The sequence below is a fragment of the Acutalibacter sp. 1XD8-33 genome (genome assembly GCF_003612555.1).
GTDB lineage: Bacteria > Bacillota > Clostridia > Oscillospirales > Acutalibacteraceae > Acutalibacter.
Map to the genome: position 1 here is coordinate 1 of NZ_RAZF01000041.1, position 20,107 is coordinate 20,107.

Here is a 20,107-nt window from a genome sequence, read left to right on the forward strand (position 1 = left end):
CCCATCCCCGTGGCGACCCTCTCCAACCGGGAGGTGGGCGGCATGGGCCAGAACTATCTCAAATCCCTGTTTGCCCTGGGATTCCAGGCATTTCTGATTATGGTGTGCGTGGCGATTTATGCGGTGCTGGTGCAGAACATCGCCGCTGGGGGCGACCCCATCGGCGCGATATGGGGAACCGTGGGCTATACGGTGCTCCTTTGTTTCATGCTGTTCAAGACCGGGACAATCGCCCGCAGCATCTTCGGAGCCCACTGATTGAGCGGCACTTCGGGACAACTTGTCCCAAAGTCCGGGAAAGGAGGCCGGATATGCCGAGGCGTTACAAGCTGGGCCCGGAGGGTGAGATGCGCCGGGCGTGGGGCGGCAAGCTCCCGGAGGAATTTGACCAGCGGGATATGCTGGCGTTCATGGCTGAAACCGACCTGCAACTGCAAGGGGCGGTATCAGCGGAAACCCTGTCCGCGATAAACGCGGCAGGCTATGACTATGAGGGCGGGGCTGTCATACCCACGCCCGGAAAGGAGGAAACAGGACTGAGTAAGGATGTCATACTGACCCCGGAACAGATCGCCGCCGAGGAGCGGCGCTGGCTTTTTGAGGCCCCGATTGCGGAGCTGGCCGAGGTCAAAGGCGTAACCATAGACGAGGCCGTGAAAATGAGGACGGACGCCATGCTGAAGGAGGCGGTTCCTATTGAGGTATCGGTGCGGCCTATTGAGCCACAGGGGAAATTGATTGGCTTTGCCAGCGTAAATATCGGCGGCGTGGTGGTGGACGATTTCAAGGTGGTGAACGGGCAGAACGGCATTTTCTTAGGTGCGCCCTCAAAACCCGACCCCACCAGCAGGACGGGCTACCGGGCCACGGTGCGTATCAATGACCGGGCCACCCAGGAGCGGCTGAACGCGGCGGGGGTGGAGGCGTACCATTCGGCGGTTGAGAAACTTATCGCCCGGGCCGAGGCGGTGCGCCCCGCGCCCATCCGGGAGCAGATGGATAAGGCGGGAAAGGAGGCCGCGCAGAAAAATGCCGCCCGCTCCGCCCCGGCAAAGGGAAAGGAGGGACGGGATGGCAGATAGCCCGGCTTTGGGACAAAATGTCCCGAACCTTAACCCGGAACCCTCCGGGCTCTACCTTATGGACGGCATCGCGGGCCTGCGCTCCCTCCCGGAGCACTCGGTAGATATGCTTCTGACCGACCCGCCCTACGGCACGACCCGCAACTATTGGGATGTGCCTTTGCCGCTCCCGGAGCTGTGGGAGGCGGTGCGCTGGGCGGTCAAGCCCTCCGGGGCGGTGCTGTTCTTCGCACAGTGCCCCTATGACAAAATCCTCGGCGCGTCCAACCTCTCCATGCTCCGCTATGAATGGGTGTGGTATAAGAGCCGCTGTACGGGATTTCTCAACGCCCGCCGCGCCCCGCTGAAAAAGACGGAGAATATTTTAGTGTTTTACCAAAAGCTCCCCCTCTACAATCCGCAGTTTGAGCAGGGCAAGCCCTATAAGAAAATCGCATCCCAGCGCGACCAGAGCCCCAACTATGGGAAGTTTGTCCGCTCCGGCAGCGGCTCGGAGGACGGGCGGCGGTTCCCGGGGAACCTGCTTTCATTCCAGACCGTGGCCCATACCGTCCACCCCACGCAGAAGCCCGTGGAGCTGTGTGAGTATCTGATAAAGACCTACACCGCCCCCGGCCAGGTGGTGGCGGACATCTGCGCAGGCTCCGGCACAACGGCCATCGCCGCGCTGAACACGGGCCGGGAGTTTATCTGCTTTGAGACGGCCCCGGCCTTTTACGGCCCGGCCACGGAGCGCATCACGCAGGCGCGGGCGGCTGTGGCCGCTGGCGGAAAGGGGGTGTGACTATCGGTAAATATAACGTGATATACGCCGACCCGCCGTGGCGGTACGCCCAAAAGGGCCTGCAAGGCGCGGCGGAGCGGCACTACCCCACAATGGGGATTGAGGAATTATGCGCGTTGCCCGTGGCGGAATTGGCGGCCCCGGACAGCGTTCTTTTTCTGTGGGCCACGTTCCCCCAGCTCCCGGAGGCCCTGCGGCTCATCAAGGCGTGGGGCTTCCAGTATAAGTCCGTGGGCTTTGTCTGGCTGAAAAAGAACAAGAAAGCCGATAGCTGGTTTTATGGGCTGGGCTTTTGGACGCGGGCCAATGCGGAGGTGTGCCTGCTGGCGACCCGTGGGCATCCCCGGCGAAAGGCCCTCAACGTCCACCAGTTCATTATCTCCCCTATCGAGGGCCACAGCAAAAAGCCGGATGAGGCCCGGGAGAAAATCGTGGCCCTTATGGGGGACGTGCCCCGGGTGGAGCTGTTCGCCCGCCAGACGGCCCCCGGCTGGGACGTGTGGGGGAACGAGGTGGAACCTACGGCGGGACTTCGGGACATTTTGTCCCAAAGAAAGGAGGCTTGAAAATGCCCTATGTGAACGTACCTAACGACCTATCGAAAATCAAGACCAAAATCGCTTTCAATCTGACAAAACGCCAGCTTGTGTGTTTCGGCGGCGCGGCCCTTGTGGGAGTCCCCTCCTACCTGCTGGCCCGTAGTGCGCTGGGGAACACGGCGGCGCTGTTCCTGATGCTGGGCATCATGCTCCCGGCGTTTTTGCTGGCGATGTATGAGAAAGACGGCCTGCCGCTGGAAAAGGTGGTAAAGAACATCATCCGGGCCAAGTACCTGCGGCCCGGCGTGAGGCCCTACAAGACCGGGAACATCTACGCGCCCTTTACCGGGCAGGCGGGAAAGGAGGCAGTGAATGGAAAACCGAAAAAGCAAAAGAAAGAATAAGGCGGCCTTATCCGCCCAGCAGTCCATCCCCTATGTGGCGATGCACCCGGACGGCGTGTGCCAGCTCCCCGGCGGGCTCTACACAAAGACCGTGGAATATGAGGACATCAATTATTCCGTGGCATCCACCGAGGATCAGTCCGCGATATTCAGCGGGTGGAGCTCGTTCCTCAACTACTTCGACAGCGCGCTCCCCGTCCAGCTCTCTTTTATCAACCGCCGCTCCCACTCCCGAGTCCGCTACAAGGTGAACATCCCCCAGGCGGACGATGATTTTAACAGCGTCCGGGAGGAATTTACCGGGATGTTAAAAAACCAGATCGCCCGTTCCAACAACGGCATTGAACGCTCCAAATATATCACTTTTGGCATACCTGCCGAGGGGATCGCTGAGGCCCGGCCCCGTCTGGAGCGTGTGGAGGCCGATGTGATGGGGAACTTTAAGCGGCTGGGCGTTTCCTCGGAGCCGATGGACGGGCGGGCAAGGCTGGCCCTACTCCACAGCCAGATGCACCCGGGGAGCCGGGAGCCGTTCCGCTTTTCGTGGAAGGACATTTCCAAAACCGGGATGGGGACAAAGGACTTTATCACCCCCAGCGGCGGCTTTGACTTCCGGGGCTCCCGGTTCTTCCGTGTGGGCGGCTTTTGGGGCGCGGCGTCCTATCTTCAGATTTTGGCGTCCGAGCTCTCTGACCGCCTTTTGCGGGAAATTCTGGAGCTGGACGCGGAGCTCACCGTCACCATGCACATCCAGACCGTTGACCAGTTAAAGGCGATAAAGACCATCAAGGGGAAAATCTCGGACATTGACAAGATGAAAGTGGAGGAGCAGAAAAAGGCCGTCCGCGCCGGGTACGACATGGACATACTTCCCCCCGACCTTATCACCTTTTCCAAGGACGCGGCGGAGCTCTTGGGGGATTTGCAGTCCCGGAATGAGCGGATGTTCCTCTTGACGTTCACCGTCATCAACCTCGCCCCCACCCGCCAGCGGCTGGAAAATGACGTGTTCACCGTCTCCGGCATCGCGCAGAAATACAACTGTGCGTTAAAGCGGCTGGACTGGCAGCAGGAACAGGGCTTTATGTCCTCGCTGGCCCTCGGCTATAACGAGGTGCAGATACAGCGGGGCATGACAACCAGCTCCACCGCGATTTTCATTCCCTTTATGACGCGGGAGCTCCGCATGGGCGGGCAGGCCCTCTACTACGGCATGAACGCGCTTTCCCACAATGTCATCATGGCAGACCGGAAAAAGCTGAAATCCGCCAATGGGATGTATCTCGGCTCCACGGGCTCCGGCAAGAGCTTTGCCGCCAAGCGGGAATTGATAAACGTCTTTCTTGCCACAAGTGACCGCATCGTTATCGTTGACCCGATGGGGGAATATTCCCCGCTGGTGCGGCGGCTGGGCGGGCAGGTCATTGAGATTGCCCCGGACAGCCCCCACCATATCAACCCGATGGATATTGAAATCGGTTTGAATGACGAGGACAGCCCCCTTTCCATGAAAGCGGATTTTCTCCTTTCCCTGTGCGAGTTGGTGGTGGGCGGCAAAGAGGGCTTACAGCCCATTGAAAAAACGGTGGTTGACCGCTGTGTGCGGCTGGTGTACCGGGAGCAGGCGCTGGGGCTTGGGAATACGAAAACCCCGCTTTTGCAGGATTTATATGAGGAGCTCCTAAAACAGCCGGAGCCCGAGGCCCGGCGTGTGGCAACGGCGCTGGAGCTCTACTGCACAGGCTCCTTAAACCTTTTTAACCACCCCACGAATGTAAAGACGGACAGCCGGGTGGTGTGCGTTGTGCTGAAAAACATGGGAGAAAATCTCCGCAAAATCGCCATGCACATCACAAACGAGTTTGTCTCCCAGGCGGTAGATACCAACTTCCGGGAGGGCGTGGCGACCTGGTGCTACTTTGACGAGTTCCATGTCCTGCTCCGTGACCCGCTGACCGCCAGCTACTTTGTGGCGGTGTGGAAGATGCTCCGCAAAAAGGGCTGTGTCCCGAGTGCTTTAACCCAGAATGTAAAAGACCTTTTGGCCAGCCGGGAGATTGAGAACATTCTGGACAACACGGATTTTATGATCCTGCTGTCCCAGGCCCAGAGCGACCGGGCAATTCTGGCCAGACAGCTCGGCATTTCCGAGCACCAGCTCTCCTATATCACCCACAGCAATTCCGGCGAGGGCCTGCTGTTCTATGGGAATGTGACCATCCCCTTTGTTGACCGTTTCCCCAAGGGTGAGATTTACAACCTGCTCACCACCCGCCCGGAGGACATAGCCAATGACCAGAGGAACGAATAACGCCGGGCCCGCCGGGGACAAAGGCACTTCGGGACAAAATGTCCCAAAGTCCCCGAAAGGCTTGAAAAACAAAAAATCCAAGTTCCGCATGGAAAGCGAACAGGAAAAAATCAGTAAATCCAAGCTCCGCATGGAGACGCGGGAGGACAAGCTGAACCGGGCCCGGAAAAAGCTGGAGGGCAAAAAGCCGCCAAAACCCAGGGGCCCGGTGAAACGGGTGCTGGGGGCCGCCGGGTGGAGCGCCCACGGCTTTGTGCATGGCAAAATCTACGAGGTGGAGCATGAAAACGTGGGAACCGAGGGGGCCCACCGCTCCGAGCTTTTGGGCGAGGCCGCTCTCCGGCAGGGGACGCGGTACGCAAAAAAGCGCATCCGGGAGCACCCGGCCCGGGCCGTCCATAAGGCCGAGACGCAGTACATCAAGGCCCGGGCGGACTACCAGTTCCGCATGGCCGCCCAGGAGAACCCGGAGCTTGCAAAGAACGCCGTCACCCGCTACTGGCACAAGCAAAAGCTGAAAAAGCAGTACGCCAAACAAGCGCGGCAGGCGGCAAAGCAGACCGCGAAACAAGGGGCCAAGGCCGCCGGGAAAACCGCCGCCGCCACGGAAAAGCTGGCGGAGCGGGCTGTGGCTTTCGTGAAACGGCATCCCGTGGGGGCGCTTATCGCGCTGGCCTGCGTGGTGCTCGTTTTATCCCTCCAGTCCTGCGCGTCCTCCCTTATCACTTTGGGGAACGCCGCCGCAGGCGCGGTTGGGGCCACCACCTACCCCGCCGAGGACGGGGATATGCTGGGGGCCGAGGCCGCTTATTGTTCGCTGGAGGCGGAGCTCCAGCATTATCTCGATACCTACGAAAGCACACACGACTATGACGAGTACCATTTTGATTTAGACGCTATCGAACACGACCCCTATGTGCTGATTTCCTTATTGAGCGCATGGCATGAGGGCGAGTGGACGCTGGCGGATGTCCAGCCCACCTTGCAGATGCTCTTTGACCGCCAGTACACGCTGACAGAGAACGTGGTAAAGGAGCAGCGGTACTACATCGAAACGGATACATGGACAGACGAGGACGGCAATACCCACACCGACAGCTACCGGGTGTATTACGATTACTTCATCTGCTATGTGACGCTGGATAACTTCAACCTTTCCCATCTTCCTATCTATATCATGGGGGAGGAAAAGGTTTCCCGGTATTCCCTCTACATGGCTACGCTGGGGAACCGCCCCGACCTCTTTCCCGGCTCGTCCTATGTGGGGAAATACACCAACCCGCCGGAAGGCTACGAAGTGCCGGGGGAATATCTGGACGATGAAACATTCGCGGCGATGCTCTCCGAGGCCGAGAAATACCTCGGTTATCCCTATGTATGGGGCGGGAGCTCCCCGGCCACGTCCTTTGACTGCTCCGGCTTTGTTTCGTGGGTAGTCAATCATTCCGGCTGGAACGTGGGCCGTCTGGGGGCACAGGGGCTTTACAACATCTGTACCCGCACCAGCTCCCCCCGCCCCGGAGATTTGGTTTTTTTCAAGGGAACCTATGACACCCCGGGAGTCTCCCACTGTGGCATCTATGTGGGGGACGGGATGATGATACACTGTGGCGACCCTATCAGCTACGCCAACTTAAACAGCAGCTACTGGCAGGCCCACTTCTACGCCTACGGGCGTTTACCATGAAAAGGAGGTTTTCAATGGCGATAAGCAAGAGCGCAAAAATCATGGCCGAGATGGAAAAGGTCAAGGCCAAAATCAGCGACCAGCAGGCCCGGCTGAAAGAGCTGGAACAGAAACACAAGGAGGCCGAGAACGAGGAAATCGTGGACATCGTGCGGGGCATGAGCATTTCCCTTGAGGAGCTCCCACTGGTGCTCCAGCGCATCAAGGCCGGGGACGCTTTGGGACAAAATGTCCCGAAGTCCCATAAGGGGGCCCCCGCAAAGTCGGATGACTTTGTGGGGAGAGGAGGAGCAAGGGAGCGGGCGGAGTTTTCGCCGCAGGCGGAAACGGAGTTGAGCGGACTTTGCGACGACGAGGAAAAGGAGGACGCGGAATGAAACTGAAAAAATATCGTGTAGTGGCGGCGGCTCTGTGCGCCGCTTTTTTGCTGTGCGGCATTACGACCACGGCTCTACGCAAGAGTTCGCAAATGCGAACTCTCAGGCGGCGAGGAATGGGAGGACGGTACGGGCGGCCCGGAGTGGGAGAGGCTTGACCCCGTGGAGCCCACGCCCGCGCCGGAGCCGGAACCCGAGCCCAACCCCTTTACCCCGGACGGGCAGGGGACGATGGTGGATAACGCCACCGACCAGGACGGCAAGGAATTTTTCACCATCATGGCGGCGGACGAGTCCGTGTTCTATCTGGTGATTGACCGCCAGCGGGAGACGGAAAATGTGTACTTTCTGAACGCCGTCACCGTGGCCGATTTAATGGCCCTTGCGGAGCCCTCCCCGGAGGCTGTCCCCGAACCGCTCCCGGAGCCGGAGCCCGAACCGCTCCCGGAGCCGGAGCCCGAACCTGCTACCGAGCCGGAGCCCGAGCCCGAACCGGAAAAATCCGGCGGGGCGGGGACGCTCCTATTAGTGCTGGCGGTGCTGGCTATCGGCGGCGGGGCCGGGTGGTACTTCAAGATTTATCGCCCCAAACAGCAGGCCGCCGCGCCCGGTGAGAACTTTGACGAGGCTGGGGAATACGGCGAGGACTATGGCGGCGGTGAGTATGACGACCTCCCCCCGTGGGATGAGGAAGAAGAAAAGGAGGGCGGAGAATGAATTTCACAGCGAATCCTTTGGAACGGGAAATGAAACGCCGCCCCCGGCCCCGGGCTCCCCGCCCGGAAAAGCCCCGGGAGGGCTCCCGGGGCTGTGGCTGTCCCTACTGGCGCGGCATCCCCTGCGGCTCCTGCTTTCAGAGCCTTTTGAAAAAACCGGGCGGGAGGTGATGCTTTTGCGCGAGCTGACCCGTGAGGAAAAGGCGGCCATCCGCTCCCTTGTCACAAAATGGTGCGCCAACTATGACCGGGAAATGGGATGCTTGCCTTTGGACTGCGAGTGCTATATGCTGGGGAAGTGCTGGACAGGGAGCTTTTGCCGCTATTTCCGGGAGGCCGTCCTGCCGCTGAACCCGGTGCTGGAGGCGGCCCTTTTGACCGAGGGCCCCAGGCCGGATTTCAAGCTCTGCCCGGTATGCGGCGGGGCCGTGGCCCCGGACGGGCGGCGGCGCTACTGCTCCGTGGCCTGCTCCAAGGCCGCAAGGCAGAAAAAACAGCGGGGATATATGCGGAAATACCGGGGGTGAGGCGTGAGCATTTGGGGGTATAAAAGCCCGCTGTTTTCAAGGCTTTCCGGGGCCGCTTTTGGGGCGGGGCGTACTTTTACACGTCCTGCCCCGATTTCCCCGGATGATGCTAACATTTCGAGAGGAGGTTCCTATGGACAAAAATCAAGGTTATACAATCTTAAAGGCCGTGATGCTGGAAAACGGCAGGGGCTTTGCGCTGGGGGAGCATCCCCGGGCCCCGTCCCCCTTTGTGACGTGGGCCTGCTACGATGACGAACACGGCGCAAGGCAGTATGAGTGGGGGCATTATGGCAGTGACCGGGCCGCGCTGGAGCAGGACTTGCTGGAGCGGGTGGAAAACTACCAGCAGCAGTTCTCCGTCAAGGTGGTGCAGATTGAGGCCCCCGGCCTTTACAAGTATTATTCCACCCAGCGGCCCGTTGACATCGGCACGTTTCCCAAGCCTGCGGGCAACGAGCCGGACGAGATCGAAAACTACGACAAGCGCGTACCCGTGGAGGGCGGCGCGTTCCTTGCGTGGGGGCATCTGACCTACACAAAACCTTTGACGGAAAAGCAGGCGGCGGACTATGAGCTCCGGCCCGCCCCGGAGGTGTCCGGCCTGTTGCGGGATGTCGGCAGGCCCCGCCCGATTGCGGAGCAGACGAAAGAGGCGGCGAGGCTGGCCGGGAAACGGCAGGCCCCCGTCGCGCCCAGACGGGACTTGCCCGACCGGGGCGATAGGTAGGCATGGCCGGAAAAAAGCGCCGCCCCGTCCATCTTCATGTGATGGTGTCCGAGGAAGAGCAGGCGCTTATCCGGGAACGCATGGCCCAGGCGGGCATCCGCAACATGGGCGCGTATATGCGGAGGATGGCCCTTTGCGGCTATGTGCTCCAGATTGACCTTGCCCCCGTCCGGGAGCTGGTGTCCCTCCAGCGGCGGTGCTCAAACAATCTCAATCAAGTGGCTGTCCATGCCAACACCTATGGGGGCATCTACCCCGAGGAAATATCGGCCCTGCAACGGAACTACTCCGCTTTGTGGGGGCCTTTGTCTGATTTGCTGAAACAGCTTTCCGCGCTGGTGGAGCTGTGATTTGCTGGGGAGCGGTGCTGTGCCGCTCCCCGGCTTTTCGTACTTCGGGACATTTTGTCCCAAAGTCCCAATGAAAAATAAGCAGCTATGCCTATTTCACAATTACCATCTATAACGCCTGCTCCAAAAGTGAAGTTCCCGGATACCTACTTCTCGGCATATAGAGGACAAAACTTTTAAGATTTCTCTACGGGTTAGATTAAACCATTCAGCAAGTTCATCATCACGAAAACAATAAAAAACATCACCACCTGTTTCATTCACGGTGTATGCGTGTTCGACCTTTGCAATTTTCAAGCGTCTGCGGATAGATACTAACATTTCGGAGATGTTGTCCAGTTTTTCGCGCCAATCGGGATTTTGAATAACAGACTTTCCCTCTGCTTGCTTGATGATTGCTCCATCTCTTGTTCGAAGTATTCCAGTGTTGAGGGCTATAATAGTATCTTCAATAGCTTTATCGAAGTCCTCCATTCGCCCCTCTTGGCAAATATCGTCTTGAAATGCAGGACGGTCAAAACACTGAACATAAAATTTGATTAGCTCTTTATCTTGAGATATGTTCCCCGCTGGAGAGTTTGTTTCCACATCTAAAATTGCTAAATCCTCAGCAATGGCTTTCCATTTCATCAAAACTTCTGCGGGGTATCGTGTTTCATCTACATCAATTAGCTTTGAACATGATTGACACAACCAAATTCCATTAGAAAGAGATTTTCGCTCATCTGGACTCATGCACTCGTCGTATCGAGGGCCACCTTTAGCGGCAGCGGCAATATGCGCAGCAACTCCTATGTTTGTAACTTTTTCTGGGCTTTCGTTAGCACCGCAAGTCAATTTACGGCAATTTGGGTTACTACATCTAAAGCCCACTCTTTTTGCCAGTATATCTTTTGTTTTTGATGAAAAATCATCGCGGGGATTTGCCAAAATGAACACCTCATTCCTCTTATGTTTTTAGAAATACAATTATAGCATGAGCCCCATTTTAATACCAGACGTTTTCCTGTACTTCGGGACATTTTGTCCCAAAGTCCCAACGAGAGGAGGTGCTACCACGGCCACGACCTACATCCGGCCCTACAAGCAGGCAGCGGGACTGGGCGCCGTCCAGACGATGGAGGAGCGGTTTGCCTACGGGCTCAAACCCCAAAAGCTGGGGGCCGTGTCCTCCCACCTTTGCGACCCGGCCACAGCCGCCGCCGAGTTTCTGCTGGTGAAAAGCGAATACCAGGCGGCCACCGCCCGGCCCGTGGAGCGCGGGGCGCTGTTTTTCCAGATACGGCAGGCGTTCCCGCCCGGCGAGGTGACGGCGGAGGAGGCAAACAAGCTGGGCTTTGAAACGGCGATGCGCTGGACGAAAGGCAAGTACCAGTTTTTCGTCTGCACCCATACCGACAAGGGCCACATTCACAACCACATCTATTTCAATTCCACGGCCTTTGACTGCTCCCGGAAATTCCATAATTTCCTCGGCTCCAGCTTTGCCCTCCGGCGGCTGTCTGACCGGGTATGTCTGGAGCATGATTTGTCCGTGATACAAAATCCCAAACAGCACAGCAAGGGCCGTTTCCTCCACTATGGCCAGTAGGTTACTTTACTTATGGCTAAATGGGAATACAAAAAAGTGCTCATCGTTTGTGATGGTGATTTCGCCCACAAGCCTGCCCCAGAACTCCTTTTGTTCTTTGCGGTTCAGCTGGCGGTAAGCTGCCAGCATATTTTTTATCTCTTCAATGTCCACAGGGGACGGCAGCTTGGGGGCGGGGGTGCTGGCCTCTCGCAGCTGGTCCCGCAAAAGACTGTATTCCTTTTCGTAGTCTTCCCGCTCGATCAGGTCGTTGAGATACAGATCCTGCAGCTTTTTCATTTTGCGCCGGAGGTTTTCTGTGTCCACCTTGGGGGCCGGCCTTTGGGCCTGCTCAATTAAGGATAGATTATACCGCTCATAGCAGGCCACCAGGTTTTCTATCAGCCATTTTTCCAGCGCTAATTCGCTGGTCCTTTTTTTGTGGGTACATTGATGATACTTTTCGTATTTTGTGCAGCGGTAATAAATATATTGCCCGCTCACCACATGGGCCGAAAGCCGGTTGCCGCATTCCGCGCAGCGCAGAAGCCCGGTAAATAGGTAGATGTTGGGAGAATGTACAATGTTCCGCTGGCCCCGGAAGGAAATGGAATCCCGGCATTTTTCAAACTGCTCCTTGGGGATCAGCGCCGGGCAGAAGTTTTCCTGACCGTGGGCGTGGCCTATATAGCGGGGGTTGGTAAGCAGGAGCCGGAGGCTGGTAGGGGCGTAGGTGAGATGATAGGTCTTAATGAGATATTCCCGCACCCCCCGCACGGAGCGCAGGGCCAGATACTGCTGAAAAATATCCCTCGCAATGGGGGCGGTAGCGGGGTCGATGACCATTTTCTTATTCTCGATTTTGTACCCCAGGGGCACCTTTCCGCTGATGACCTCTCCCCGCTGCACCTTGTCTTGAAAGATAAACTGAATGCGCTCGCCGGTACGGTCGGCTTCGTCCTGGGCCACACTGAGCATGATGTTCACCTTCAGACGGCCAGAGGCGGTAGTGGTGTCGTAGTCTTCCTGGATGGTTTTCCAGCTGACATGATAGCGCTCCAACACCTCTTGAACCTTGTAATACTCAGAGATATTGCGAAACCAGCGGTCTAGTTTGGTAAAGAGAATCAGGTCACCCTCCCTTGCCCGAACACCGGCCAAAAGCCTTTGGAGCGCCGGGCGCTTGGAAGCAGGCTTGCGGGCGGAAATGCCGGCATCGGTATAGATCCCTACAACCTTGCACTGATTGGCCTGGGCCCAGTTCTCCAGCGCGGCAGTCTGCGCCTCAATAGAAAGGCCATGCACAGCCTGTTCCTCGGTGGAGACGCGCACGTAAAGGAATACGCGCTTCATGAAAATTCCTCCTCATACAAATTGTCCCGCCCACGGAAGAAACGGGGCGGGCTTCTTTGCTAATTGACGGCCAAAACGTCATAGACGATCTCTCCGTTTGCAATGGTAAGTAAGGTGTTCTCGTGATTGAGATCGTTGATTGCGTTGATAACGACGGGATATGCAGGATATCCGCCGGTCTCCAAAAGATTCGTGAAAGAACTGTACATACTGGACAGAGCTGTCTTTACTTCTACCCAGTTTGGGTGATTGGTATCCCCGCCCGCTTCTTGAATTGCGGAAAGGTTTAGCGCCACGCCATCCATCCAAACAGAAATAACGATCATTTCGTCCTGGGTGTCGATCGTGTAATTGTCTTGGAAGCCTTGTTTTACTGCAATCTCCAGAAGTGATGCGGCAGATTGGATAGAAGTGTCGCTCTGTGCTTGAGGTTCTGGAGTTATTTGAGGCTCTGTTATGGCCGAAGGGAGATTTGCGGTTCCTTCGGCTTTCTCCAGGTGCACAGTGGCAGTAGTGCCCATTGCGGAGACCTCATAGCTGATGATTCCATCTTTATAAGCAAAGGTTTTTGTGTCATCGGGAGAGGCCAGAATAGCAGCTTTTGTCTTTTCTTTGTCGTTTTTTGATTCCCAGGTGAACTCTGTTTCTCCATTCTCCGGAAGAGTTACGGTTCCAGCCCAATAAAGAGACCGAGAGCTATCTTCTTCGTTGATCCAATAGATTTCCAGAGTGCTTCCGGAAACGATGGCAGCCTGATAGCTGGTTTCTGAACTTGAGTTGATTTGTTTCCATTGGCCGTCCAGGCTGACCTCTTCCGTAGAAGCCGCAGAATCCGAAGCCAAAGAAGAGGAGGAACTTTCATTCTTCTTTTCGGGAGAATCCTTGTCCGTCCCGCTTCCAGCCGCATACCCTATCGCAAGTCCCAGAATGAAAACCCCCACGCCGATCAGGATGTACCACCAGCGGAAGCCGCCCTTCTGGCTCGCCTGGGAAGCGGCGGGTTGAGAGGCCGCGCCCGCCGCCCGTTGGGGCTGGGGCCTTCCGCACTTGGGACAGGCTGTGGCGGAGGCGGGAATTACCGACTGGCAATAAGGGCACCGCTTTCCCTGGGAGAACCGCGCCCCGCATTTCGGGCAGCTGGTAGCCCCGGCAGGAAGCTGAGACTTGCAGCGTGGACAAACCATTTTTCATTCCCCATTTCTTCACATAAAACTTATACCTTCCCCAGCACCCGGCCCTGACAGCGCAGATCATCGTACTCGTGGATGGGAATGGGCTCATACTGCGGGTTCAGGGATTCCAGAACCCCGCGGCCCAGGCGCTTGATATAGCCGTCGCCGTTCAAAAAGAAAATACCGATTTCCCCCATGCGGACCATCTCGTCCATGCGCTGAACATAGACAATATCCCCGTCCGAATAGGCGGGCTCCATACTGTCCCCGTTCACCCGGGCGCAGTAGTGTGCGCTGTCCGGCACCTGCTCTGTGGGGATCTCCAGCCGGGTCTTGTAGCCGCTGTCGCCGCTCCAGGGTTCGCCGATTCCGGCGCTGACCGCCAGATCGTAGCAGGGGATATATGTGGTAGCGCCCCGGCTTTCCTGGCCAGCCACATGGGTCATCCGGTCGTATTCAGCCTCCAGAACGCTGTCCACCACCCGCTTTCCGTGGATGTCCAGGATCCGGTATTTTTCGATCATGTCCTGCTCTTGGGAGGAATATGGGGTCTGCGTTTCTCGAAGAGCAGTATGGCTTTTGGGGAAATCCGTCAATCCAAGCAAAAAATCTGTAGACACGCCGCACACTTCCGCGATCTCGGTGAGCAAAAACGATTTTGGATCGTGCTTTCCGCTCTCATAGCCATGAAAGGTGTTTGGAGCTACGCCAAGGATTTCAGCCAACTCTTTTTGAGAATACCCCGCCGCCTCGCGGGCCTCTTTAATACGGAAACGCATATAGCCCCCTATCTTAACATCGGATTTCCTTCTTGTTAACTATAATACCGCATATTGTTCCATTTGTCAATCAAAAAAATCTAGAAAATAGAAAAATCTTTGCAAATGCCCTTGACAAATTCTAGATTCTAGATTATAATAAAAACGAAATCGAGAATCTAGAAGTTGAAGGAGGCGAATATGTGTTTTCAAACATCGAAGCGGAGCGGGGCAGATACCAGCTGACGAAAGAGGATCTTTCAAAGGCCCTTGGTATTTCTTCAAAGACATATTTGTCTTATGTCCGCGGGGAAAGGCCTATCCCGTCAGACAAGCTGCTGAAAATGGCCGCGCTGTTCAGCTGCAGCACGGATTATCTGCTCGGGCTTGATGTGGCCTGCGCTTCTCAGCAGACGAGGAAGAGGGGGTGAATCGGTGCTGGCAATAATAGCGTTAGTGTTGTCCGCTTTTTCGTTGGCCCTGAACAGTGTGATGCTTGTGAGGCTCTTGAGGAAGCTGATCTATAGCTGGCGGCTATTGGGTAAGGGCTATGATCGAGATGATGAGGGCGGCATAGAATACGGTACGCAACGGCCAAGTTTAGATACCGCAATCCGAATCGCTGACATTCTGGGCATGAAGTCTTATGAAGACTTCAAGAAGATTTTCAGGTAAAGCATACCACTTCACGAACAAAAAGGCAAGGAGGAAAATCATGAGGGAAGCGTTAGCGGAATCCTTGGCGGGAAGCCGGAAAACCGTGACGGTCAGCATAGAGGCCAGCGCACGGGCCTGCGTGAACTGCCAGTATTACGAACAGTATTACCGGCAAAACCGTGGAAACGTGGCGGGATGGGTGCCTACGGCCACAGGCTACTGCCTGTTCTACCAGTGCCGGCGTGGGGCCTTGCGCCAGCCATGCAAGGAGTTTTTAAAATATCCGGTAAAACAAAAAGCGCCCCTATCCCTGGAAACGAAGGTAATGGAGGATAGAAAAGACCAGGGATAGGACAATCTGAACCCGGAATATGAATTTATGAGGTGATTTTTATGCTGGATAAACGGGGAAGAGATATCGGGGAGCCCACAGGCGAAGTGTTTTACGAGCCCGCTACGCCGGAAAGCGTGGCCCGGAACCGAGATAACATTCCAGCAAACAAGGAGATGGAAATGCGGCAGTTTGTACAAGGCGTTTTAGCTTTGATGAAAGAAAAAATGCCCACTGATGCTGTTAGGGCAACACCAGTGGACTAGCAAGGCCTATTAAAGCACCTAACAGGTCTGCATAAGGTATAGTATGCCACATCTTCCCGCAGCCCGCAACCGGAAAACTGGACAATCACTGCCGCATAGAATGAAGCAAAGGAGGGGCTATCATGATGTTTGATCCTATTTATGCAACGGAGGTTTTAAATGACATTTTGAGCCGCCACGGACTACAGCTGGTGCTTACTCCTAAAGAGGACGCGCCCCCCAAAGATGGGGAGCAGGCGAAAAACAAGGAAACCCAGAAGATCAGGCGCTTCCCGCAGCCGGTTTCCTTGCGCACCGCACGGCTTAGCGCTGGCTTTACCCAAAGCCGCGCAGAAAGGCAGATGGGCTATTCCAAGGGCACCCTAAGTCGCTGGGAAGCCGGTATACATAAGCCCAGCCCCATCAAGCTCCGCCAACTGTGCCAGCTGTACGGAATCAGCGACCAGGATATTGTTTTGGAAAGCCCGGAAGCATAAAAAGCGCCCCCATCCCTGGAGACGAAGGGAACGGAGGATAGAAAAGACCAGAGATAGGACAATCCGGGCACGTAATATAAATTTTGTAAAGAGGAGGCGTGGATTATGACAACAATGTTTGACCCTGAATATGTAGCGGAAGTCCTCAACGACATTTTGGGCCGCAGGGGGTTGGAGCTGATTATGACCCCAGTACACGGCCATACGTCAGCCAAACCGCCTTGTGATGGTCCATCCGCCGATGGGGAAAAGCACAACCAAAGGAAGGAGAGAGCAGGATGAGCGAAAGCATAATATTGGGACTTATAGGGATGATGGCGCTGCTTCTTGTGCTTGCGGGCATAGGAGGAGCGGTTGACCTATACATCCAGTGGCAGGAGGAGCGAAAACACCGCAGCCGGTGTAGAGTTTACCCAGAGCCAAAACGGCGTGGGAAGGAATTTCCGGACGAGATGGAAATCGAGCTGGCGCTGGAGATCGTGAACAGCGAGAGGAGCGCGTAGCTGTCTGGCCCGGCGGAAAGCGGGATCCTATTGAAATCCAGCCCCCGGCATAAAAAAGCCGTCCCCGCCAAAGGCGGGAAAGCGACAAACAAAAATTATTTTATTTTTATAAAAGCTGAAAGGCGGGCGATTGTCAATAGCAAATTGCGAATCGGAGCATCCCGCCCCGCTATGAAAAAGAGCCTTTTCCGCCGGAGGATCTGGCGGGAATGGCAGAAAATTGGAGGAATCCCTATGAAAACAGTGACCTATGAGGATGTATTGAGTTTGAACCCCTGTTGGCTGGAAGAAGAGGGCGGCAGGGAGAAGCTAGAGCGCATTGGCAAGCGGAAGGAACGCTGGTCCGCGCTGGATGTACTGGATCTGCCGGAAGAGGAAGTTAGTTCCGTGAACAAGGTATGGGCGGTGTTGAGGACGGAGCTGGTGGACGAGATGATTCTCCATGAGTTTGCCTGCTGGTGTGCGGAAGAGGCGCTGGCCTTGGTGGGAAACCCCGATCCCCGGAGTGTAGCGGCCGTTGAGGCCAAGCGGAAATGGATGCGGGGAGAAATTACCGATAGGCAGTTGGAAGAAGCCCGGGAGGCCGCGAGGGACGCCACGAGGGATGCCGCTGAGTATGCCGCTGAGTGTGCCGCCAGGGATTCCGCTAGGTGTGCCGCTGAGAGGGCCGCGTGGGGTGCCGCTAGGCGTACCGCTGAGTATGCCGCTGAGTGTGCCGCTAGGGATTCCGCTAGGCGTGCCGCTTGGTATGCCGCATGGAACGATGCCCGGCGCAAACAAGTTCAGATGCTGCGGGAGCTGCTGGGGAATGGATAAGCCCTCAAAAGGGAGTGAGGCCCGCTGGCACAGCGGATCTCCTCCGTTGGAAAAGGAGGAATTTTTGTGAATGGTTTTGAAGAGATTCTGGACGCGGCGGCGAAGGGCGCGGAGAAGTACGGCCCCGTGGAGGGGGACTACATAAGCCCACAAGGGCTGCTGATCTGCGGAAAGTGCCATACCCCCAAGCAGTGCCGGGTAACCTATGGCACCCGGGAGAGGGTAGTTGGCTGCATGTGCCGCTGCGCCCAGCAGAGGCGGGAGGAGGAACGCAAGGAGCAGGAGGCCCTGCGGATGGAGATGCTGAAAGCCAGGCGGAAGAAGTCGGCAATCCAGAGCAGTATGCTGCGGAACGCCAGCTTTGAGGGGGCCCAGTCCACCCCGACCCTGGAAAAGGCCTGGAACTACGTGAAAAACTGGAAGATGGCCCTGGAAAACAACATCGGTCTGCTGCTCATGGGAGACGTGGGCGTGGGGAAGTCCTTCGCCGCCGCCTGCGTCTGCAACGCCTTGCTGGATCAGGGGTACCGGTGCTACATGACCTCTTTCGTGGCGGTCAGCAACATGGAGTGGAACGACCGGGCCCGGTTTCTCAGCCAGGTCGGGGAATACGACCTGCTGGTGCTGGACGACCTGGGGGCCCAGCGGGACACAGAATCCGGGCGGGAGACGGTGTTCTCCCTGGTGGACGAGAGATACCGGTCCCGGAAGCCCTTGATCGTCACCACCAATCTGGGGATTGAGAACCTGCGGAATCCCCCCAACCTGGATATGCGGCGGGGGTATGACCGACTGTTGGAGATCTGCGGGCCCATCCACTGCCAGGGGGAGAGCTTCCGGGCCAAGGGCAGAAGGATGTCCGGGATTGTGAGAAAGGAGTGCGCATGTTGAAAACGGTGACTTATGAGATCTGCTGCTGGAACTGCTGCAGGAAAATTCCCATCGAACGGAGGGAGAGGCATGAATCTGTTTGAGATGTTTGAGCTTTCTCAGCAGTACCGGCAGGTGCGGGAGATGTGCGGCGACCCGGAAATCGACGCCCAGGCGGTGCTGGACACCCTGGACGGAATCGCCGGGGAATTTCAGGAAAAGGCGGACAATATCGCCTGCCTCGTGAAGGAATTGGAGGCCCAGGCAAAGGCCATGCGGGCGGAATCGGACGCGCTGGCCCAGCGGGCAAAGGCCCGGTCTGCCAAGGCGGACAGGCTCAAGGAATTCCTTTACCGGCAGATGGCCCTGGCCGGGGTTCGGAAGATCGAGACCCCCCGGAACCTGCTACAAATCAAGAAAACCCCCGCTTCGGTGCGGTTCGAGGACGAGCAGGGCTTTCTCCGGTGGGCCGCGGCTCACCCGGAGTATCTCCGGCAAATCCCTCCTCAACCGGACAAGACCGCCATTAAGGAGGCGGTAAAGGCCGGGACCGCGATTCCCGGCGTGTCCCTGGAAAGCGGCGAGACATTCAGCGTCAAATAGGAGGAGCCATGGAAAATCTGGAGCTATACAACAAGCTGCGCACGCCGCCCAAAGAGGCGCTGGAACCCATTGAGGCGGGCAGGCTGATAGGAAAGACCAACATCACCCCTATGTGGCGGATCCAGGCCCTGACGGAGCAGTTCGGCCCCTGCGGCATTGGCTGGAAGTACGAGATCACCCGCCAGTGGACGGAATCCGGCCCCGGGGGAGAGATCAGTGCCTTTTGCAATATCCTGCTCTATTACCGGCACGACGGCCAGTGGAGCGAGGGCGTCCCCGGCACAGGGGGCAGCGCCTTTGTGGCCAAGGGAAAGAAAGGCCTCTATCAGAGCGACGAATGCTACAAAATGGCCCTGACCGATGCCATTTCCGTGGCCGCAAAGGCCCTGGGAACAGGGGCGGATATTTACTGGGGCAACGAACCCACCAAGTACGGAAAACGCCAAGAGAACGCCCCCCAGCAGGCCCGCGAAGCCCCCGAGGCCCCCGCCTGCGCCAAATGCGGCAAACAGCTAAGAGACGCCAAAAAGCCCGACGGACAGGTGGTGACGGTCCAGCAGATGGCCCAGTATTCCCAGCGGAAATATGGGCGGACGCTCTGCCTGAAATGCCAGAGGGAGGAGCGGCAGAATGCGCGCCCGGATTGCTGAGTTGAGCCTGACCCTGGACGGGAGGCAGAGGCTTACTTTGGAGCTCCGGGGGGATTTTCGGGAGGAGTACGACCGGCTCAAGGATCATGAACTGGAGGTAGCCCTGAAAAAGTACCGGAGGCGGCGGAGCCTTAGCGCCAACGCCTATTTCTGGGCCCTCTGCGGCAAGCTGGCAGAGGCTACCGGCCAGCCCCGGGAGATGATTTACCGAAGCTGCGTTCAGGACATTGGCAGGAATTCGGTGGCGGTTACCTTGGAGGAAAGGGCGTCGCTTGCCTTTCGGGAGATCTGGGAGAGCCGGGGGCTGGGATGGCTGACGGACACGGCCCCCAGCGAAGCGCCGGGATATGTGGACGTGATCGCCTACTACGGGTCCAGCGTCTACGACACTAAGCAGATGAGCCAGCTCATTGACCATGTGGCCCAGGACTGCCGCGCGGTGGGCATCGACACAGCTACGCCGGAGGAGCTGGCGGGAATGGCAGAAAATTGGAGGAATCCCTATGAAAACAGTGACCTATGAGGAAGTATTGAGGTGGAATCCCTGTTGGCTGGAAGAAGAGGTCGGCAGGGAG

The 20,107-nt window shown here is 57.1% G+C and carries 28 protein-coding genes and 2 pseudogenes; 26 read left to right on the forward strand and 4 right to left on the reverse strand.

The features are described 5' to 3' along the window. The 14 genes and pseudogenes from D7X94_RS16065 to D7X94_RS16120 form a co-directional block, all read left to right on the forward strand. Positions 1-258: pseudogene (locus tag D7X94_RS16065) on the forward strand (VirB6/TrbL-like conjugal transfer protein, CD1112 family); the annotation flags it as partial. Between the two features lie 53 nt (positions 259-311). After that, a complete protein-coding gene (locus D7X94_RS16070) occupies positions 312-1,082 on the forward strand; it encodes a septation protein SpoVG family protein (RefSeq protein ID WP_158591060.1) in 771 nt (256 codons plus the stop codon). Continuing rightward, entirely contained in the window at positions 1,072-1,866 is a 795-nt protein-coding gene (locus tag D7X94_RS16075) for a DNA-methyltransferase (protein ID WP_120428669.1), read from the forward strand. The genes D7X94_RS16070 and D7X94_RS16075 overlap by 11 nt, the downstream gene beginning before the upstream one ends. Continuing rightward, positions 1,863-2,432: an MT-A70 family methyltransferase gene (locus D7X94_RS16080; RefSeq protein ID WP_120428670.1), complete on the forward strand. Its 570-nt coding sequence runs from the start codon at positions 1,863-1,865 to the stop codon at positions 2,430-2,432. Before D7X94_RS16075 ends, D7X94_RS16080 begins: the two co-directional genes overlap by 4 nt. Positions 2,433-2,434: 2 nt before the next feature. Continuing rightward, on the forward strand, positions 2,435-2,809 hold the full coding sequence (locus D7X94_RS16085; protein ID WP_120428672.1) for a PrgI family protein: 375 nt from the start codon (positions 2,435-2,437) through the stop codon (positions 2,807-2,809). Further along, on the forward strand, positions 2,778-5,120 hold the full coding sequence (locus D7X94_RS16090; protein WP_120428674.1) for a VirB4-like conjugal transfer ATPase, CD1110 family: 2,343 nt from the start codon (positions 2,778-2,780) through the stop codon (positions 5,118-5,120). The genes D7X94_RS16085 and D7X94_RS16090 overlap by 32 nt, the downstream gene beginning before the upstream one ends. Continuing rightward, positions 5,101-6,807: a C40 family peptidase gene (locus tag D7X94_RS16095; protein ID WP_120428676.1), complete on the forward strand. Its 1,707-nt coding sequence runs from the start codon at positions 5,101-5,103 to the stop codon at positions 6,805-6,807. The genes D7X94_RS16090 and D7X94_RS16095 overlap by 20 nt, the downstream gene beginning before the upstream one ends. Before the next feature lie 14 nt (positions 6,808-6,821). Beyond that, positions 6,822-7,184, forward strand: a complete 363-nt coding sequence (locus D7X94_RS19955) for a DUF4315 family protein (RefSeq protein WP_442857921.1) — start codon at positions 6,822-6,824, stop codon at positions 7,182-7,184. After that, positions 7,181-7,342 carry a hypothetical protein gene (locus tag D7X94_RS19960; protein WP_442857922.1) on the forward strand — a complete coding sequence of 54 codons (162 nt, stop codon included), beginning with the start codon at positions 7,181-7,183 and terminating at the stop codon, positions 7,340-7,342. The genes D7X94_RS19955 and D7X94_RS19960 overlap by 4 nt, the downstream gene beginning before the upstream one ends. A gap of 4 nt (positions 7,343-7,346) precedes the next feature. Continuing rightward, on the forward strand, positions 7,347-7,901 hold the full coding sequence (locus D7X94_RS16105; RefSeq protein WP_442857923.1) for a CD1107 family mobile element protein: 555 nt from the start codon (positions 7,347-7,349) through the stop codon (positions 7,899-7,901). Further along, positions 7,898-8,071, forward strand: coding sequence for a hypothetical protein (locus tag D7X94_RS18815; protein ID WP_199715151.1), 174 nt, complete (start codon positions 7,898-7,900; stop codon positions 8,069-8,071). The genes D7X94_RS16105 and D7X94_RS18815 overlap by 4 nt, the downstream gene beginning before the upstream one ends. Continuing rightward, the gene (locus D7X94_RS16110; RefSeq protein WP_120428677.1) at positions 8,071-8,427 is read left to right on the forward strand and encodes a cysteine-rich VLP protein; all 357 of its coding nucleotides are present in this window, start codon (positions 8,071-8,073) and stop codon (positions 8,425-8,427) included. Before D7X94_RS18815 ends, D7X94_RS16110 begins: the two co-directional genes overlap by 1 nt. Positions 8,428-8,560: 133 nt before the next feature. Further along, positions 8,561-9,157, forward strand: a complete 597-nt coding sequence (locus D7X94_RS16115) for a hypothetical protein (protein WP_120428679.1) — start codon at positions 8,561-8,563, stop codon at positions 9,155-9,157. Between the two features lie 2 nt (positions 9,158-9,159). After that, a complete protein-coding gene (locus D7X94_RS16120; protein WP_120428681.1) occupies positions 9,160-9,507 on the forward strand; it encodes a plasmid mobilization protein in 348 nt (115 codons plus the stop codon). Between the two features lie 102 nt (positions 9,508-9,609). On the opposite strand, the gene D7X94_RS16125 is transcribed toward D7X94_RS16120, so the two are convergent. Continuing rightward, the gene (locus D7X94_RS16125) at positions 9,610-10,437 is read right to left on the reverse strand and encodes an HNH endonuclease (protein ID WP_199715152.1); all 828 of its coding nucleotides are present in this window, start codon (positions 10,435-10,437) and stop codon (positions 9,610-9,612) included. Positions 10,438-10,624: 187 nt separating this feature from the next. On the opposite strand from D7X94_RS16125, the pseudogene D7X94_RS16130 reads away from it, so the two are divergent. Continuing rightward, positions 10,625-11,095, forward strand: a pseudogene (locus D7X94_RS16130) (relaxase/mobilization nuclease domain-containing protein); the annotation flags it as partial. A gap of 9 nt (positions 11,096-11,104) precedes the next feature. Here the strand turns inward: D7X94_RS16130 and D7X94_RS16135 are convergent. From D7X94_RS16135 to D7X94_RS16145, 3 genes are read right to left on the reverse strand one after another with little or no spacing between them, the layout of a single operon-like run. Next, positions 11,105-12,430 (reverse strand): recombinase family protein, encoded by a 1,326-nt coding sequence (locus D7X94_RS16135; protein ID WP_120428684.1) that lies wholly within the window; start codon positions 12,428-12,430, stop codon positions 11,105-11,107. Between the two features lie 59 nt (positions 12,431-12,489). After that, complete coding sequence (locus D7X94_RS16140; RefSeq protein WP_120428685.1) at positions 12,490-13,614, reverse strand: zinc ribbon domain-containing protein; 1,125 nt, start codon at positions 13,612-13,614, stop codon at positions 12,490-12,492. A 29-nt stretch (positions 13,615-13,643) separates the two neighbouring features. Next, entirely contained in the window at positions 13,644-14,381 is a 738-nt protein-coding gene (locus tag D7X94_RS16145; RefSeq protein WP_120428687.1) for an XRE family transcriptional regulator, read from the reverse strand. 182 nt (positions 14,382-14,563) lie between these two features. On the opposite strand from D7X94_RS16145, the gene D7X94_RS16150 reads away from it, so the two are divergent. The 11 genes from D7X94_RS16150 to D7X94_RS16200 all read left to right on the forward strand — a co-directional run bounded on the left by D7X94_RS16150 (position 14,564) and on the right by D7X94_RS16200 (position 20,055). Next, complete coding sequence (locus tag D7X94_RS16150; RefSeq protein WP_158591061.1) at positions 14,564-14,791, forward strand: helix-turn-helix domain-containing protein; 228 nt, start codon at positions 14,564-14,566, stop codon at positions 14,789-14,791. Positions 14,792-15,075: 284 nt separating this feature from the next. After that, on the forward strand, positions 15,076-15,369 hold the full coding sequence (locus tag D7X94_RS16160; protein WP_120428693.1) for a hypothetical protein: 294 nt from the start codon (positions 15,076-15,078) through the stop codon (positions 15,367-15,369). 41 nt (positions 15,370-15,410) lie between these two features. Further along, complete coding sequence (locus D7X94_RS16165; RefSeq protein WP_120428695.1) at positions 15,411-15,614, forward strand: hypothetical protein; 204 nt, start codon at positions 15,411-15,413, stop codon at positions 15,612-15,614. 122 nt (positions 15,615-15,736) lie between these two features. After that, entirely contained in the window at positions 15,737-16,090 is a 354-nt protein-coding gene (locus D7X94_RS16170) for a helix-turn-helix domain-containing protein (protein ID WP_120428696.1), read from the forward strand. A 105-nt stretch (positions 16,091-16,195) separates the two neighbouring features. Then, positions 16,196-16,372, forward strand: coding sequence for a hypothetical protein (locus D7X94_RS18595; protein WP_158591062.1), 177 nt, complete (start codon positions 16,196-16,198; stop codon positions 16,370-16,372). After that, positions 16,369-16,593 (forward strand): hypothetical protein, encoded by a 225-nt coding sequence (locus D7X94_RS16175; protein ID WP_120428698.1) that lies wholly within the window; start codon positions 16,369-16,371, stop codon positions 16,591-16,593. The genes D7X94_RS18595 and D7X94_RS16175 overlap by 4 nt, the downstream gene beginning before the upstream one ends. 234 nt (positions 16,594-16,827) lie before the next feature. Further along, positions 16,828-17,409 (forward strand): hypothetical protein, encoded by a 582-nt coding sequence (locus tag D7X94_RS16180; RefSeq protein WP_147401764.1) that lies wholly within the window; start codon positions 16,828-16,830, stop codon positions 17,407-17,409. Between the two features lie 66 nt (positions 17,410-17,475). Beyond that, the gene (locus D7X94_RS16185; RefSeq protein ID WP_158591063.1) at positions 17,476-18,300 is read left to right on the forward strand and encodes an ATP-binding protein; all 825 of its coding nucleotides are present in this window, start codon (positions 17,476-17,478) and stop codon (positions 18,298-18,300) included. A gap of 69 nt (positions 18,301-18,369) precedes the next feature. Next, positions 18,370-18,882, forward strand: a complete 513-nt coding sequence (locus D7X94_RS16190) for a siphovirus Gp157 family protein (protein WP_158591064.1) — start codon at positions 18,370-18,372, stop codon at positions 18,880-18,882. A gap of 8 nt (positions 18,883-18,890) precedes the next feature. Further along, entirely contained in the window at positions 18,891-19,532 is a 642-nt protein-coding gene (locus D7X94_RS16195; protein WP_120428704.1) for a hypothetical protein, read from the forward strand. Further along, positions 19,513-20,055 carry a hypothetical protein gene (locus D7X94_RS16200; RefSeq protein ID WP_120428705.1) on the forward strand — a complete coding sequence of 181 codons (543 nt, stop codon included), beginning with the start codon at positions 19,513-19,515 and terminating at the stop codon, positions 20,053-20,055. Before D7X94_RS16195 ends, D7X94_RS16200 begins: the two co-directional genes overlap by 20 nt. Positions 20,056-20,107: the final 52 nt, after the last annotated feature.

Excerpts from the sequence above, each read along its gene's own strand:
- D7X94_RS16070 (WP_158591060.1), top strand. The coding sequence starts at position 312 with ATGCCGAGGCGTTACAAGCTGGGCCCGGAGGGTGAGATGCGCCGGGCG.
- D7X94_RS16075 (WP_120428669.1), top strand. The coding sequence starts at position 1,072 with ATGGCAGATAGCCCGGCTTTGGGACAAAATGTCCCGAACCTTAACCCG.
- D7X94_RS16085 (WP_120428672.1), top strand. The coding sequence starts at position 2,435 with ATGCCCTATGTGAACGTACCTAACGACCTATCGAAAATCAAGACCAAA.
- D7X94_RS16090 (WP_120428674.1), top strand. The coding sequence starts at position 2,778 with ATGGAAAACCGAAAAAGCAAAAGAAAGAATAAGGCGGCCTTATCCGCC.
- D7X94_RS16095 (WP_120428676.1), top strand. The coding sequence starts at position 5,101 with ATGACCAGAGGAACGAATAACGCCGGGCCCGCCGGGGACAAAGGCACT.
- D7X94_RS19955 (WP_442857921.1), top strand. The coding sequence starts at position 6,822 with ATGGCGATAAGCAAGAGCGCAAAAATCATGGCCGAGATGGAAAAGGTC.
- D7X94_RS19960 (WP_442857922.1), top strand. The coding sequence starts at position 7,181 with ATGAAACTGAAAAAATATCGTGTAGTGGCGGCGGCTCTGTGCGCCGCT.
- D7X94_RS18815 (WP_199715151.1), top strand. The coding sequence starts at position 7,898 with ATGAATTTCACAGCGAATCCTTTGGAACGGGAAATGAAACGCCGCCCC.
- D7X94_RS16110 (WP_120428677.1), top strand. The coding sequence starts at position 8,071 with ATGCTTTTGCGCGAGCTGACCCGTGAGGAAAAGGCGGCCATCCGCTCC.
- D7X94_RS16115 (WP_120428679.1), top strand. The coding sequence starts at position 8,561 with ATGGACAAAAATCAAGGTTATACAATCTTAAAGGCCGTGATGCTGGAA.
- D7X94_RS16120 (WP_120428681.1), top strand. The coding sequence starts at position 9,160 with ATGGCCGGAAAAAAGCGCCGCCCCGTCCATCTTCATGTGATGGTGTCC.
- D7X94_RS16135 (WP_120428684.1), bottom strand. The coding sequence starts at position 12,430 with ATGAAGCGCGTATTCCTTTACGTGCGCGTCTCCACCGAGGAACAGGCT.
- D7X94_RS16140 (WP_120428685.1), bottom strand. The coding sequence starts at position 13,614 with ATGGTTTGTCCACGCTGCAAGTCTCAGCTTCCTGCCGGGGCTACCAGC.
- D7X94_RS16145 (WP_120428687.1), bottom strand. The coding sequence starts at position 14,381 with ATGCGTTTCCGTATTAAAGAGGCCCGCGAGGCGGCGGGGTATTCTCAA.
- D7X94_RS16160 (WP_120428693.1), top strand. The coding sequence starts at position 15,076 with ATGAGGGAAGCGTTAGCGGAATCCTTGGCGGGAAGCCGGAAAACCGTG.
- D7X94_RS16165 (WP_120428695.1), top strand. The coding sequence starts at position 15,411 with ATGCTGGATAAACGGGGAAGAGATATCGGGGAGCCCACAGGCGAAGTG.
- D7X94_RS16170 (WP_120428696.1), top strand. The coding sequence starts at position 15,737 with ATGATGTTTGATCCTATTTATGCAACGGAGGTTTTAAATGACATTTTG.
- D7X94_RS18595 (WP_158591062.1), top strand. The coding sequence starts at position 16,196 with ATGACAACAATGTTTGACCCTGAATATGTAGCGGAAGTCCTCAACGAC.
- D7X94_RS16175 (WP_120428698.1), top strand. The coding sequence starts at position 16,369 with ATGAGCGAAAGCATAATATTGGGACTTATAGGGATGATGGCGCTGCTT.
- D7X94_RS16180 (WP_147401764.1), top strand. The coding sequence starts at position 16,828 with ATGAAAACAGTGACCTATGAGGATGTATTGAGTTTGAACCCCTGTTGG.
- D7X94_RS16190 (WP_158591064.1), top strand. The coding sequence starts at position 18,370 with ATGAATCTGTTTGAGATGTTTGAGCTTTCTCAGCAGTACCGGCAGGTG.
- D7X94_RS16195 (WP_120428704.1), top strand. The coding sequence starts at position 18,891 with ATGGAAAATCTGGAGCTATACAACAAGCTGCGCACGCCGCCCAAAGAG.
- D7X94_RS16200 (WP_120428705.1), top strand. The coding sequence starts at position 19,513 with ATGCGCGCCCGGATTGCTGAGTTGAGCCTGACCCTGGACGGGAGGCAG.